Origin of the sequence: Thalassospira lohafexi, from assembly GCF_002844275.1 — a bacterium.
Classification (GTDB): domain Bacteria; phylum Pseudomonadota; class Alphaproteobacteria; order Rhodospirillales; family Thalassospiraceae; genus Thalassospira; species Thalassospira lohafexi.
In genome coordinates, this window is the sequence record NZ_NXGX01000004.1 from 189,099 (window position 1) to 203,802 (window position 14,704).

10 protein-coding genes are annotated in these 14,704 nt (G+C 53.8%); all 10 read right to left on the reverse strand.

Annotated elements, in window-relative coordinates; all coding sequences use genetic code 11:
• Window positions 1-55 precede the first annotated feature (55 nt).
• On the reverse strand, window positions 56-2,209 hold the full coding sequence (flhA, locus tag COO92_RS10705) for a flagellar biosynthesis protein FlhA (RefSeq protein ID WP_206186394.1): 2,154 nt from the start codon (window positions 2,207-2,209) through the stop codon (window positions 56-58).
• 89 nt (window positions 2,210-2,298) lie between these two features.
• Window positions 2,299-3,852, reverse strand: a complete 1,554-nt coding sequence (locus COO92_RS10710) for a sigma-54-dependent transcriptional regulator (RefSeq protein WP_101302021.1) — start codon at window positions 3,850-3,852, stop codon at window positions 2,299-2,301.
• A gap of 88 nt (window positions 3,853-3,940) precedes the next feature.
• Window positions 3,941-4,735: a motility protein A gene (locus COO92_RS10715; RefSeq protein WP_101302023.1), complete on the reverse strand. Its 795-nt coding sequence runs from the start codon at window positions 4,733-4,735 to the stop codon at window positions 3,941-3,943.
• Window positions 4,736-4,756: 21 nt separating this feature from the next.
• Entirely contained in the window at window positions 4,757-5,119 is a 363-nt protein-coding gene (fliN, locus tag COO92_RS10720) for a flagellar motor switch protein FliN (protein ID WP_022731856.1), read from the reverse strand.
• Window positions 5,112-6,578: a FliH/SctL family protein gene (locus COO92_RS10725; protein ID WP_101302025.1), complete on the reverse strand. Its 1,467-nt coding sequence runs from the start codon at window positions 6,576-6,578 to the stop codon at window positions 5,112-5,114. The genes fliN and COO92_RS10725 overlap by 8 nt, the downstream gene beginning before the upstream one ends.
• Before the next feature lie 79 nt (window positions 6,579-6,657).
• Entirely contained in the window at window positions 6,658-8,259 is a 1,602-nt protein-coding gene (fliF, locus tag COO92_RS10730; RefSeq protein ID WP_240626402.1) for a flagellar basal-body MS-ring/collar protein FliF, read from the reverse strand.
• A 352-nt stretch (window positions 8,260-8,611) separates the two neighbouring features.
• Window positions 8,612-10,351 carry a flagellar hook protein FlgE gene (locus COO92_RS10735; RefSeq protein ID WP_101302029.1) on the reverse strand — a complete coding sequence of 580 codons (1,740 nt, stop codon included), beginning with the start codon at window positions 10,349-10,351 and terminating at the stop codon, window positions 8,612-8,614.
• Window positions 10,352-10,434: 83 nt separating this feature from the next.
• Entirely contained in the window at window positions 10,435-12,174 is a 1,740-nt protein-coding gene (locus COO92_RS10740) for a flagellar hook protein FlgE (RefSeq protein ID WP_101302031.1), read from the reverse strand.
• A 52-nt stretch (window positions 12,175-12,226) separates the two neighbouring features.
• The gene (locus COO92_RS10745; protein WP_101302033.1) at window positions 12,227-13,000 is read right to left on the reverse strand and encodes a flagellar hook assembly protein FlgD; all 774 of its coding nucleotides are present in this window, start codon (window positions 12,998-13,000) and stop codon (window positions 12,227-12,229) included.
• 21 nt (window positions 13,001-13,021) lie between these two features.
• A complete protein-coding gene (locus tag COO92_RS10750; protein WP_165792323.1) occupies window positions 13,022-14,629 on the reverse strand; it encodes a flagellar hook-length control protein FliK in 1,608 nt (535 codons plus the stop codon).
• Between the last annotated feature and the right edge of the window lie 75 nt (window positions 14,630-14,704).

Here is a 14,704-nt window from a genome sequence, read left to right on the forward strand (position 1 = left end):
ATACCCTCCTTGCTGGTTGTGCCCGCCATCGGGCGTATGGATTTCATGCGGACCATCAGATTTGCCCCAGGGTTTTAAGTTGCGCCTTGGGGTGAATTTCGTTTTGCGACATGACCACAGTGGTCGGGCGGAAACGCTCAACAATTGAACGGACATAGGGGCGAATGCCCGGACTGGTCAGAAGGACGGGTGATTCCCCCATCATGCCCAGCCGTTCAAACGTGGTGCGCACCTTGTTGATGAATTCCTGAAGCTGGCTTGGCGGAATGGAAAGTTGCTTTTCCTCGCCCGACCCCACCAGACTTTCGGCAAAAATCTGTTCCCATTGCGGGGACATGGTCACAAGCGGGATGACACCATCCATATTGGTATTCACATCCGACAACTGACGCGCAAGCCGTGAACGAACATGTTCGGTCATAAAGGTCGGGTTGCGGGTAAAGGCGGTTGCCTCGGCCACGCCTTCAAGGATGGTAGGCAGATCACGAATGGACACGCGTTCGGTCAAAAGGTTTTGCAGAACGCGCTGAACACCGCCGACCGATACCTGACCCGGTACGATGTCTTCGACCAGTTTCTTCTGATCGTCATCAAGTTCATCCATCAGCTTCTGGGTTTCCGCATAGGACAGAAGTTCAGGCATGTGATCTTTGATGACTTCTGTGATATGCGTCGTGATCACAGTTTGCGGATCAACCACCGTATAGCCGCGGAACATGGCTTCTTCCTTCATGCCCTGTTCAATCCACATGGCAGGCAAGTTAAAGGTTGGCTCCATCGTCTTTTCGCCCGAAAGCGTTATTTCCTCGCCGCGCGGGTCCATCACCAGCAACATGTTGGGGCGTAAATCACCTCGACCGGCTTCGATCTCCTTGACCCGCAGCACATAGGTATTGGCTGGCAGTTGCATGTTATCCTGAATTCGGACGGACGGCATGACAAAGCCCATGTCACCGGCAAGCTGACGGCGAAGTGCCTTGATCTGGTCGGTGAGTTTCTGACCGCGTTCGGTACTGATCAGCGATAGTAAGCCATAGCCCAGTTCAAGCCGCACATAGTCCATGCGAAGGGAATTGGCGATGGGTTCGTCGGGCGGCGGTGCGGCGGCATCTGCGGCGGCTTTGGATTCCTGTGCGACGATCTGATTCGCACTTTCTTTTTGTTTCTTACCCATGCGATAGGCAAGATACCCCAAGCCTATGGCAAGGCCGAGGAACCAGACCATCGGGATACCGGGCAGAAGCGACATGCCACCCATCAGGGCTGCGGCAACGCCAAGAGCTGCCGGGTAGTTACTGATCTGGCCGAAAACAGCCTTTTCCGTTGCCCCGTCAAGACCGCCCTTGGTGACCAGAAGGCCAGCAGCGGTCGATACAATAAGGGCCGGGATCTGCGATACCAGACCATCACCAACCGTCAGGATCGTGTATGTTTCGGTCGCTTCACCAAGCGACAAACCCATCTGCGCGGTGCCGATAATGATACCGCCGACCACGTTGATAAAGGTAATCAGGATACCGGCAACGGCATCACCACGGACGAACTTGGATGCACCATCCATAGACCCGAAGAACGAACTTTCATCTTCGAGTTCTTTACGCCGCGCCTTGGCCTGTTCTTCGTTGATCAGGCCTGATGACAGATCCGCATCAATGGCCATCTGCTTGCCGGGCATGGCATCAAGAGTAAAGCGGGCGGCGACCTCGGCGATACGGCCTGAACCCTTGGTGATCACGACAAAGTTGATGATGACCAGAATGGCAAAGACAATAATCCCGATCACGAAGTTACCGGAAATCAGGAAACTGCCGAAAGCCTCGATCACTGCACCAGCGGCATGGGTGCCTTCGTGCCCGTGGCCCAAAATTAGACGCGTGGTCGCGATGTTCAATGCCAGTCGCAACGAGGTTGCCACCAGAAGGATCATCGGGAATGAGTTGAATTCAAGCGGTTTTTGAATGAACAGCGACGTCATCAAAATCAGCACGGAAAAGCTGATCGACAGAGCGAGCATGAAATCAAGCAACCAAGGCGGCATCGGGAACATCATGACCACAAGGATCATGATGAAACCAAGCGCCATTGCGATATCGCCGCGCTTCAACGCCGAGGAAACACGCGCCTGAATACCAGCCATATTCAGCCCGCCACCGCCGGAGCCGTCAGACCCGCCTGATCCAGTCGGTGTGATGTCTTGACCTTCGGCCATTGTGTTTGCTGGTTATCCTGTTGGTTGCGCGTGTTTGGTGACGGTTCTTTTACCCCTGCATATGGGGAGTGATGATCATGATTTCATGGTCAGTCGTGACCATCACCCGGGGCGGGCACAGCAAGTCCGTCGTCGGTATATTGCCGCAACTTATTACGCAATGTCCGAATGGAAATGCCAAGAATGTTTGCCGCATGCGTCCGGTTGCCAAAGCAGTGCTTCAGCGTATCAATGATCAGATCGCGTTCAACCGCAGCCACAGTCCGCCCAACGAGGGAGGATGTGCCCGATCCGTTTTCTACTGTGTTTTGGGCATCGACGTTGTCTGTATTGTCATCGGCAGAGGACGTGTCATCAGACTCAACCGAGTGTTGCGCGGGTACTGGTGGGGCGCTTGGCTTATAGGCCGATGATGCCGCACCATATGCCGCGTTGGCATTGGCATAGGCCGAACTCGCCCGGCTGGACGGCGAGGTGGTAGAAGGGGCAGGCGACGCTGGTTCAGTTGCCGCCGGCGCAGGGGATGGGGCGGGTGCGCTTGCAGTGCTGCCCGTCAGTAAGATTGCTTCGGGACCGATTTCATCCGGGCCAGCAACCAGAACAGCGCGATGCAGAGTATTTTCAAGTTCACGCACGTTGCCGCGCCAGTGATGCGACAGCAAACGCTGGATCGCCAACGGGCTGATTGGGCGCAGTGGCATGTCGTTGGCTTCGGAATACTTTTTGACAAAGAATTCGGCCAGAACAGGAATATCGTCAGGGCGTTCACGCAAAGACGGAATATCAAGATTAACGACATTCAAACGGAAATAAAGGTCTTCTCGGAAGTTGCCTGCGTTGACTTCGGCCTCAAGATTACGGTTCGAGGTTGCCAGAATACGCACATCGATTTTAACCGGGCTTTTGCCGCCAAGCCGATCAATTTCCTTTTCCTGAATGGCACGCAGCAATTTTGCCTGCAGGCGGACATCCATTTCGCTGATTTCATCAAGCAAAAGGGTGCCGTTGTTGGCTTCTTCGAATTTACCGATCCGCCGCGCCTGCGCGCCGGTAAAGGCGCCTTTTTCATGGCCGAACAGTTCAGATTCCAGAAGATTATCAGGGATGGCTGCACAGTTTACCGCGACAAATGGTTTGTCCGCGCGGTTTGACTTGCGGTGGACAAAGCGCGAGATAATTTCTTTACCGGTACCACTTTCACCCGTGATCAGGATGGAAGCCGAACTTTTGGCAACCTGTGTTGCCAGACGCAGGGTTTCGGCCATCTTGGGATCGCGATGGATCAGCGCATGGCTTTCTTCGGTAACGGCTTCGAAAATGGCGGCAATCAGGTCGGCTTCGGGGGGAAGTGGGATGAATTCCTGAGCACCGGCCTTAATGGCGTTTACGGCACCATTAACGTCATTTCCGACACCACAGGCAACAACCGGCACATTGATGCGTTCCTGAGAAATCGCATCAATAAGGGCTGCGACATCAAGGGTGATGTCGGCCATTACAACGTCGATACGGTTGCCTGCCCGCAGGATATTAAGCGCAGTTGTTACGCTTTCGGCCAATTGTACCGAAGCGCCGCGCGCCATAGCGATCTTGCTGGCTGCGCCGATCTGTCCGCCCAGTCCACCAACGATCAGTACCTGCATAGTCTCATCTCTTTCCGATCATTTTCAATTGGCCGCGAAAGCCGCTTTGACAAAGAGAAGTTCGGGGCCGGAAGTTCCAAGGTGTTGATCAATCAAAATAGCTCACGCGTTTCGATGGCGGCAGGATCGAGTTGATCAGCATTTCCAGACGACGGGGGTTTTCCTGACGACCGATGGATACTGCACCCACCATGTAAACCGAATTCAGAAGTTCTTCATCGTTCGAGTTGCGTTCAAGTTTACCCGCCAGCGGCATGAAGACCATGTTGGCCAAAACTGCGCCATAGAAGGTTGTCAAAAGTGCAACCGCCATCGACGGGCCGATGGAAGACGGATCATCAAGGTTACCAAGCATCTGAACCAGACCGATCAGTGTGCCGATCAGGCCCATTGCCGGGGCAACGTCACCAGCCTTACGCAGAATATTGGCACCTTTTTGGTGACGGCCGATGGTGGCGTTCATGTCTTTGCGCATGATCGCTTCGACTTCTTCGGACGGGGTGCCATCGACAACAAGCGAAAGGCCCTTCCACAGGTATTCTTCGCTTTGCAGGCTGTCGAGATGTCCTTGCAGAGACAGAACCCCACCTTTACGGGCGATTTCAGCCAATTGCAAAATCTGTAACGCGGCGTCTCCCGGGTTGCGTGATTTATGAAAAATCGTCCGCATGAGGATCTTGCCGGAACCAAGAAACTCACCAAGCGCAAAACTGACGGCCGTAATCGCCGCAGTGCCGCCAATAACAATCAGAACAGACGGGATATCAATAAAGGCGCCAGGTGAACCACCGAATACAATTGCGGCAATCACAAGTGCAAAGCCAACGACCAGTCCCCCGACTGTCGCAATGTCAAATGACGTCTTCGTCCCCCCTTCCGCCATAGTCCCGTATCCCTTCTTGCGTTAGCTTTTTTCAGACTTGATGATTTCCGTCATGGTGACACCAAGACGATCTTCCACAACCACCACTTCGCCACGGGCGACCAAACGGTTGTTCACATATATATCAATAGCTTCACCAACTTTACGGTCAAGCTCTACGACAGCACCACGACCAAGTTTCAGCAGTTGGCTTACCTGCATGGTTGCTTTTCCAAGCACCGCTGAAACCTGAACGGGAATATCATAGACGGCTTCAAGGTCTTTGGACGTCTTCATCTGTTCGCTGCCGATATCTGCAGCCGCCAGAAGTTCCGTGCCTTCGCCTTCAAAATCGTTGTCGCTGTCTTCGAGATCCGAGAGTTCAATATCGTCGTCTTCAGCCATTTTCGTCTCCTGCGTCTTTGGTCGATTGCTTTACAGCAGCCCGATCATCTGCTTGGGGCGAATGTTGCGCCTGTTCATTTTCAGGATTTCCGTCCTGCCCAGCAGACGCGCCCGGGGTCGGGTTGGCAGATTGCGGTTTGGTCGGTTCGCCGGTCTCAGCGCTATGCGCCTGATGGGTGGCACCGTCGCCCTGATTGGTCTGTGGCGTTGCATCCTCGTTCGTGTTTTGCGCCAAGTCGGCGGCATCTTGTTGTGTCGGCGCAGTTACCGCTGCCTGATCATGGTTTGGTTCTGTGTGCTCTGCCGATGTGGTTTCTGCGACAGGATCGACCGGTGTTTTTAGCGCATTATCAAGTGTGGGCATTGCATCATCTGGCGATGTTTGCACATTCCGCAGATTGGTGCCATCGCCTTCTTTTACTTGATGTTCTGATGGCTCGGAAGGTGCGCTGTCCTGGGATGTGTCCGAGGTAACATTTTGCGGAACCTCATGGGCAACATCCAAGGGGACCTCGCCTGCGTCATCTGCCGATAAATCCGTTATCACAGGTGCACCATCCACAGACGAGGATACTTGGTCCGAGGCGTTTGGTACCGGATTCGGCTCGTTGTCTTCTTCCTCTGCGGGAACCTGAGACGCTTGTTGATGCTCAGGGTCGGCAGCCGGTGCCTCATCGGGCAGGCGGGTCTCCTGAATGTCGGGATCGCCCATATCACTCTCGGCAAGGTCGTGTTCCTCGCTGTGAAGGTCGAGTGCGGTATCAATGATGTTGTTGATTTCCGCCCATACACGGCTGCTGTCACGGACAGCGGTGCCATCACCCCATGACACCATACAGTCACCCGGTGCGACATCCGGCTCTCCGACCACCACAACATTGCCGGAAAAACCGCGTGACAGGGCGATCTGCTGGGCGCTGTCTGAAATTGTCTGTTCAAGATCGGGATGGACCTTGATCATGACTTTGGGTGCTTCAAACAGATTGGCCAGACATTGCCGGACGATGTCTTCGATTTCAGTCAGTTCATATTGTTTTGACCACGCCGGGGCCAGTTTGCGCATCACGCCCAGGGCAACATGGATGGCGTCTTCGTTGATCCCTGCGTTGGCACGTTTTTGCTGTTCGTCGATTTGGGCAAGTTTTTCGCCAATAACGGCCTGACAGTCTGCCGACGCTTTTTCAAGTGACGACAGGATTTCCTGACGACCCTGTTCCAGGCCCTGTGCGTGGCCTTCGGCCAATGCCTGCTCGCGGGCGGTATTTTCGGCTTCGGCGATCATTTGTGCAGATTGTTCTTCGGTATAGATCGCCGGTGGGGGAGGTGGTGCTTCCTCCTCTTTTTTCTTTTTCTTCTTTTTGCCCATTTCGTAATGCTCATCATCCCCGCCCGATGAGCGAATGACATTGTCTGCATCATCGAAGCTTAGAGCAAATGTGAACTTTTCAATGGCCGTCATATCGAACCGCTAAACCGCCTTGAGCAACATAAGGGGGCAGCCACTAAGCTGCCCGTGAGACGTACAGCTGGCTGGATCATTAGCTTTCCTGATACAGCCAGTTGCGAATAATCGCGAGAGCTTCCTCAGGATGTTTTTCGACAATCTCGCCAATTTTCTTGACCGAGGATGCTTTTACGCGACCTTCGACCATGGAAAGATTGATCAATTCTTCGCCGTCATCCATGCCCGGTGCCATTGGTACGGGTGCCGGGCCTTCGAGTGCTGGTGTGCCGTCTGCTGTCATGTCTTCAGAAAGCAACTGGCGCTGTGCCATATCAGCAGCACTTGGCAGGGTTTCAAACGCACGTGTGAGCAGCGGGCGTACCACCAGCAGGATGACGAGGATCGCGACAATGGCCAGCACCAGCATTTCTGCGATGCGGAAGATTTCAGCCTTGTCGAGACCGAGGAAGGTTTCGATGTCTTCATCCGGGAACAGATCGGCGGTATCAACAAACTGCATGTTGATGACTTCGACCTGATCGCTACGCTGTGGGTCATAGCCGATTGCACTTCGCACGAGTGCGGCTATTTTTTCCAGATCCTCGGGGCTGCGTTCCTGATAAAGGCGTTCGCCATTTTCATCAGTGGTATAGGTGCCATCAACCAAAACCGCGACAGTTACCCGTGAAATCTCGCCGATTTCCTTAACCTGCGTCGTGGTGGTTTTGGAAATCTCGTAATTCACCGTTTCTTCGGACCGGGTTTCCTGACTTTGCGTACCTGCACCCGCACCGCCATTAAGGTTGGGATCGGGCAGGTTATTTTGCAAGGTTACCGGATCGGCCCCCTCGGTCTCTGAATTGGTGGAATTTTCGTCAATGGTCTGGCTGGACCGCACAACCCGTTCATCGGGATTGAAGCGTTCATTGGCCGTGGTGATCTTGTTGAAATCCATTTCGACCGATACTTCGGCACGGACTTCGCCATACCCCAGGGATCGCGACAAAAGGTCTTCGATGGTGTTGCGCAGGCGGCTCTCATTGCGAATGCGCATCTCATCGGCTGACTGTGTCAGGAACGTTGAAGACTGTTGTTCGCCATCACCACGTGCGAGAAGACGACCACGCTCATCAATGATCGACACTTTACCGGGATCAAGTTGGGGAACCGCAGCGGCGACCAGATGTTGAATGGCGACGACCTGCTCGGGTTTCAGTTCCCCACCCGACATTTTCACCGCAATAGAGGCACTGGCTTGCTGGGTTTCGCGCGAAAACATCTGACGTTTGGGCAGAACAAGATGAACCCGGGCATGCTGGACCGACTGGACTGAGGCGATGGTACGGGCCAGTTCACCTTCAAGTGCGCGGACATGATTGATGTTTTGTTCAAAGCTTGTCGCGCCAAAGCCGTCGGCATTGTCGAAAACTTCATAGCCGACGGAACCACCTGCGGGCAGGCCGCTCTCGGCCATGGTCAGACGCATGCGGTTAACCTGATCAGACGGGACAAGAATTTCTGTGCCGTTATTGAGCAGCTGGTAGCTGACTTGCTGGTCTTCGAGCCGGTTGACGATTTGGCTGGCATCAGCTGGATCAAGGTCGCGGTACAGCAGTTCCATGTTGGGTGCTGAAACACGCAGGATCAGGAAAGCAAAGAAGACAAGCAGCAACACCCCGACGCCGCTCATGGCCATCAGACGTGTTGGTCCCAAAGTCTTTAGCGTTTGTAACAAGCCGCTCACTTTCGACTGCCCCGCACCTAGATTTATACTGTCCCCGGTACCGATCGCTTCACACAGAAAGAGACCAGTATCAACAACGAATAGTTCTCCATGCTGAAGAACAGGTTAACAACCGGCAATTTTTGCCGGGTTGGGTGATTCAAATTCGTCAGTGATTTGAATCGTTTGGATGTTTTCTGACCGGGTTCGACTGCCCTTTATGTAGTGATTCTTTGCCAAAAAAGAAGCCCGGCAGTTTTGCCGGGCGAGTCTCTTTGCATTTGGCGCCCTGCAAGACGCATGATCGCGCGGCGCAGAGTATCAATTATCGTTTGATGCTGATCAGTTCATCAAGCATTTCGTCGGTCGTGGTGATCGTTTTGGTGTTTGCCGAATAAGCACGTTGGGTGACGATCATATTGGTGAATTCTTCAGCCAGATCGACGTTTGATCCTTCAAGTGCGGAGGCAACAACGTTGCCTGCACCATTCAAGCCCGGTTCACGCAGCAGATAGTCGCCCGACTCACGGGTCTGGCGATAGACGTTACCGGTATGGTTTTCCATCTCATCGGCGGCCTCAAAGGTCGCAATTGCCAGTTTATAGACCGGGCGTTTGACGCCGTTGGCAAATTCGATCTGCAGGAAGCCTTCTTCGGTGAGGGCATAGTTTACCATGGTGCCAGCTTGTGCACCGTTCTGATTGATGAAGTGCGTGGTATAGTCAACGTTGTTGCCGTTGGCATCTGCGCCAGCAGCAAACTGTGTGATGCCGTTGCCAAGGCCGATGGTGCCAAAATCGAGATTGATGGCACTGGCGTCAGAACCATTTGTCCATTCTGCTGAAATGTCGGCATCGGTCAAATCACCGGTCGTACCGACCGTGACAGCACCAATGGTGGCTGCGACACCATCAAAGGATTGCAAGTTCCCTGAACCGTCGAAGGTGATGGTCCCGGCCTGGATCAAGCCATTTGGATGGTCGGTTGCATCAAGTTGACCGGCTGTGGTGTTGCCGGTCAGCTCAAAGCCCCAACGGTTCTGACCCAGTTTGACAACTTGCAAGTTGACGGTATGGGCGGAACCCAGCGAGTCATAGATCGTGACTGGCATGGTGTTATCTTCGGCAATTGTCCCAGACGCTAAGTCACCTGCGGTGTAGGTGGCGGCCAATGTGTTGGGAAACGGCCCCGTGAAACCAAGTGCGGTTAAGGGGGTGTTGTTATTGTTGGTGATGACCACGTCGCGATCCGCAACCGAACTGGTAATGGTCAAAGTATCATTCGTGCCTGTCGTCGTTGCCGTCGCGGTGACGCCGGTAATTGCGGAAATCTCGCTGGCGATGTCGGCAAGCGTCTCGCCGGCATTGATCGTTACCGTTGTTGTGGTGCCGTTATAGGTGATATCGAAGGTGTCGCCTGCGTTGATGCCAGCCTGCCCGGCAAGGGCTGCTGTGCCATCAATACCAGCGGTCGTTGAGACATTGCTTGCGCCAGCAACGGCAACTTCATCTGAGTTCAGGTTTGCGCCAAACTCAAGTGATGTTGTAGATGCTGCCGCGGTCAGGATCGAGTTGATATCAAGAACCTGAAGGTCGGTTACTGCTGAACTGTTCGATGTGGTGAGGTTGCCGCTTGTATCAAGCAACTGACCTTCGCGATCGGTCGCCCACCCTTGAACATAGTAGCCAGCGGTATTGCGCAGATACCCATCATCATCGGGCTTGAAATCACCCGCACGGGTAAAGAACAGCTCGTCATTCGTACCCGGTGAGGCATTGTCACGCACAATGAAGAAACCATCGCCGGAAATTGCCGCAGCGGTGGTTGAGGAGGTTGCCTGAAGCAAACCCTGTTTGCTGATCAATGCTGTCGGGTGGAAGCGAACCCCGCCCGGCGTATAGCGTGTATTGCTTGCGGGTTCTGTTACCAGCGTTGAAAAACGCCCAACCGTGCCTTTATAGCCGACCGTGTTGAGGTTCGAGATGTTGTCCGAGATGACGCCCAGGTTTTGAGACTGCGCATTCAGGCCGGAAACACCGGAAATCATTGCACCAAAAAGGCTCATGTGTGTTCTCCCAGCACAGAATTGCGATTTTTGAAAAACCGGAACGGTTGATTTTCATCCCCCGTTCCGCAAACTCAGTCTAATTACCGTTTGATACGGATCAGCTCATCAAGCATTTCGTCGGTCGTTGTGATCGTTTTGGTATTTGCCGAATAAGCACGTTGGGTGACGATCATGTTGGTGAATTCTTCAGCCAGATCGACGTTTGACCCTTCAAGTGCAGAGGCAACAACGTTGCCTGCACCATTCAAGCCCGGTTCACGCAGCAGATAGTCACCCGACTCACGGGTTTGGCGATAGACGTTACCGGTATGGTTTTCCATCTCATCGGCGGCCTCAAAGGTCGCAATTGCCAGTTTGTAGACCGGGCGTTTGACGCCGTTGGCAAATTCGATCTGCAGGAAGCCTTCTTCGGTGAGGGCATAGTTTACCATGGTGCCAGCTTGTGCACCGTTCTGATTGATGAAGTGCGTGGTATAGTCAACGTTGTTGCCGTTGGCATCTGCGCCAGCAGCAAACTGTGTGATGCCGTTGCCAAGGCCGATGGTGCCAAAATCGAGATTGATGGCACTGGCGTCAGAACCATTGGTCCATTCTGCTGAAATGTCGGCATCGGTCAAATCACCGGTCGTACCGACCGTGACAGCACCAATGGTGGCTGCGACACCATCAAAGGATTGCAAGTTCCCTGAACCGTCAAAGGTGATGGTCCCGGCCTGGATCAAGCCATTTGGATGGTCGGTTGCATCAAGTTGACCGGCTGTGGTGTTGCCGGTCAGCTCAAAGCCCCAGCGGTTCTGACCCAGTTTGACAACTTGCAAATTGACGGTATGGGCGGAACCCAGCGAGTCATAGATCGTGACCGGCATGGTGTTGTCTTCGGCAATTGTTCCGGTTGCCAAATCACCCGCAGTGTAGGTGGCGGCCAATGTGCCAGGTACGCCGGGGATGCCAAGAGCGGTGAGCGGTGTGCCGGTCACGTTGGCAAAGACCACATCCTGATCGGCAAATGCACCAGTAAGGGTTAGTGTATCATTTGTACCTGTCGTGGTGGTGGTTGCTGCAACCCCTGTTATCGCACTGATTGCAGATGCAAGATCTTCGAGCGTGTCGCCGGTATTGATCGTGATTGTAGAGGTCGTGCCGTCATGCGTAATTGTGAATTGGTCGCCGTTGGCGATGCCGGCTAATGCTGTTAGGTCCGTGGTATCATAATCGATGCCAGCAGTGGCTGAAGTCGCTGTGCCGCCAGTAACAGCCGTCTCATCTGAGTTCAGGTTTGCGCCAAACTCAAGTGATGTTGTAGATGCCGCCGCGGTCAGGATCGAATTGATATCAAGAACCTGAAGGTCGGTTACGGCAGAGCTGTTCGATGTGGTGAGGTTGCCGCTTGTATCAAGCAGCTGACCTTCGCGATCGGTCGCCCACCCTTGAACATAGTAGCCAGCGGTATTGCGCAGATACCCATCATCATCGGGCTTGAAATCACCCGCACGGGTAAAGAACAGCTCATCATTCGTACCCGGTGAGGCATTGTCACGGACAATGAAGAAACCATCGCCGGAAATTGCCGCAGCGGTGGTTGAGGAGGTTGCCTGAAGCAAACCCTGTTTGCTGATCAATGCTGTCGGGTGGAAGCGAACCCCGCCCGGCGTATAGCGCGTATTGCTTGCGGGTTCTGTTACCAGCGTTGAAAAACGCCCAACCGTGCCTTTATAGCCGACCGTGTTGAGGTTCGAGATGTTGTCCGAGATGACGCCCAGGTTCTGAGACTGCGCATTCAGGCCGGAAACACCGGAAATCATTGCACCAAAAAGGCTCATTTTTCTTCTCCTACACCTATAAGGTGTTCATCAAATCCAGTTGAATGCGGCCTTAGGCTGCTTCGTCTTGTTCATCGGTATCGGAACCATCATCAGTTCCCGGATCCGTTCCGGTATCCGTACTGTTCGCCCCCAGCTTAACGTTGGTAAGGGTCGAGAACGGTACAGCGACATCGCCGATACGCAGATAAATGTCGTCATCATTAATATCGACACTATCGACAGAGCCGATGATGCCAATCGCCGTAGAGGCAGGCTTACCTTTTTCATCTTTGAAGGTATCGCCGTTTGCAGCCATCGGTTTGAGAACCAGCGTGTAGGCACCTTCATCCTGCGCAACACCGCTGTTGTTCTTGCCATCCCAGTGGAAGCTCTGAAGGCCGGAAACATCGGTGAGTTCTTCGGAATAGACAGTTGCACCGGACTGATCCTGAACCTGCAGCTGCAGGCGTGGAACTTCGGGCGAGATGTTGTATTTGTAATTAAGCTCGCCGCCATCCTTGAGCCAGTTGGTATCCCCAACGGCTTCAATTTCGGCACCGACATAGGACAGTGCGGAAAGTTGACGCTGCTGACTTTGCATGGCCAACAGGTTTTCGAGGTTCTTGTTGCTCTGAATACCTTGCTCAACCTGGGCGAACTGGCTCAACTGGTCAGTGAACTTGTCACTTTCCATTGGCGATGTCGGGTCCTGATTCTTGAGCTGCGTGGTTAGCAGGGTCAGGAACGTATCAAAGTTCGCCGAAAGCTGATTGGCAGAGCTGTTTGATGCGGCGTTGGTATCATTCGTTGAAAGACCAACGTTTGTTAAGGATGAAATGGCCATGGGCTTATCCCTCTACCTTTCCTATATCCGAATATCGACAAGGCCGTTGGGATTGATCCCATAGCCAATGCCAACATGTTCGGCGAGTTCGGCTCCGCTCAGGACATCGCCATCATCGGGGCTACTTCCCTGATTGGCAGTCATCTGAGATCGACCATTGCCATCCTGACCTTGGCCACCTTCATTCCTGTGCTCGAAGGTGAAGCTTTGACTGTCTGCATTAAGGCCGGCATCTTTAAGAGCCTGCTGTAACGCACGAGAATCCTGACGCAGCATATCCAGCGTTTCACGGGTATCTGCCTGAATGACACCTTGAACACGGCCATCGTGACCGATTTCAAGTTTCACATCGACGCGACCCAGATGTTCAGGGCGAAGCTGGACCGAAATTTTATCGACCCCTTCACTTGCCGCATTGCGGATTGAAACCGCGACCTGCTGCTGAACCGGTTGGGCTGGCGCATGACGCGCTGTCTGGCCGTTTGTACCAGCCTGATTAAGACTATTGGTGCTGTTGACCTGCCCGTTAACTGCTTGTGCTGATCCATCTGTCGTTGTTGTTGCACTAACAGCGGCATTTCCATTAGCTGTCGCCGCCTGTGGCTGAGCTGGTGTATTGGTGGGCGCTTGCGCGCCTGCAGCTGCGGCCATGGCTTGCTGTGCTGCCTGTGCCGGATTGCCTGCAGACTGTTGTGTGGTGCCTGCATTGGCGCCAGATGCTGCGGTATTGTTGGCTGTCGACGCATTTGACGGGGTTTCCGTTTTGCCTTTGCCGTCTCCACTCATGGAGTCAACAACGCGCGAGAGGAACTTGTCAGATGACAACTCGTCTCCCTTGGCATCCCCTTCACCAGCGGCGTTCATTGCCATTTTGGCCGATGCGCCAGCGGCGGGCTGCGATAGTGCGGTTGAGCTCATCAATCCGTCGGTGGTGCCGTCAGAAGCAGCGCCATTGGCCGTCATGCCAGCGGCAGGTTGACCATTATTCGCTGCAGCTGAGTTTTGTGCTGTACCAGATGCTGCTGCGACCGTCTGGGCCTTGGCATTTGCAAGGGCAAGTGCTTCTGGCGATCCTGGAAGTGGGACCGCCTGAACAGGCTGATTCGGGTCGACAACTGTGTTATCGGTGACGGCGTCTGTTTTTGTCGCTTCGCCTGTACCCTGGCTATCTTCATTGGTTGCAGTATCAGAAGATATTTCCTTGGCGGTGTTGGCGTCATCGCCCGATGCATCGGGTTCGTTGCTTGCCTGTGCGTCCGGATCGCGCGGCGTATCGTCGCTGCGATCAGCGCTGACATCTTGATGTTCATCGGGTTTCTGTTCGCGGACCTCGGCATGATCGTCTTTGTCGATATGGCGCGGTTCGTCGTCGCGGCGCGCGTTGCGTGCGTCGTACTCTTCAGCGGCATCGTTGTTGTTAAGATGCGCTTTTGCGTCTGAGCGGCTTTTCTCCCAGTTGCTCTGGGCAGATTTTGCCGCGTCATTTTTGATCTGTGCGTTCCGTTCAGACCAATTATCTTTGACTGAATTCATCACGTCGCCAAAGCCAGAACCGGCACTTTCCTGCGCGCTAGCGCCGGGAATAGAGACGGTTGGCATAATGCTGTTTGTAATCGCAGAGCTGTTCATAATTTCGGTCCTCATCGAAACAGTGTCAGAACATTTGCAATTGGCGGGCCAGTTTTAAGTGTTAACAGAATCCTT

Bases quoted from the DNA above. Each gene is read 5' to 3' on its own strand.
- fliN (WP_022731856.1), bottom strand. From the start codon at position 5,119: ATGGCTGAAGACGACGATATTGAACTCTCGGATCTCGAAGACAGCGAC.
- COO92_RS10750 (WP_165792323.1), bottom strand. From the start codon at position 14,629: ATGAACAGCTCTGCGATTACAAACAGCATTATGCCAACCGTCTCTATT.
- COO92_RS10735 (WP_101302029.1), bottom strand. From the start codon at position 10,351: ATGAGCCTTTTTGGTGCAATGATTTCCGGTGTTTCCGGCCTGAATGCG.
- fliF (WP_240626402.1), bottom strand. From the start codon at position 8,259: ATGGCCATGAGCGGCGTCGGGGTGTTGCTGCTTGTCTTCTTTGCTTTC.
- COO92_RS10725 (WP_101302025.1), bottom strand. From the start codon at position 6,578: ATGACGGCCATTGAAAAGTTCACATTTGCTCTAAGCTTCGATGATGCA.
- flhA (WP_206186394.1), bottom strand. From the start codon at position 2,209: ATGGCCGAAGGTCAAGACATCACACCGACTGGATCAGGCGGGTCTGAC.
- COO92_RS10715 (WP_101302023.1), bottom strand. From the start codon at position 4,735: ATGGCGGAAGGGGGGACGAAGACGTCATTTGACATTGCGACAGTCGGG.
- COO92_RS10745 (WP_101302033.1), bottom strand. From the start codon at position 13,000: ATGGCCATTTCATCCTTAACAAACGTTGGTCTTTCAACGAATGATACC.
- COO92_RS10710 (WP_101302021.1), bottom strand. From the start codon at position 3,852: ATGCAGGTACTGATCGTTGGTGGACTGGGCGGACAGATCGGCGCAGCC.
- COO92_RS10740 (WP_101302031.1), bottom strand. From the start codon at position 12,174: ATGAGCCTTTTTGGTGCAATGATTTCCGGTGTTTCCGGCCTGAATGCG.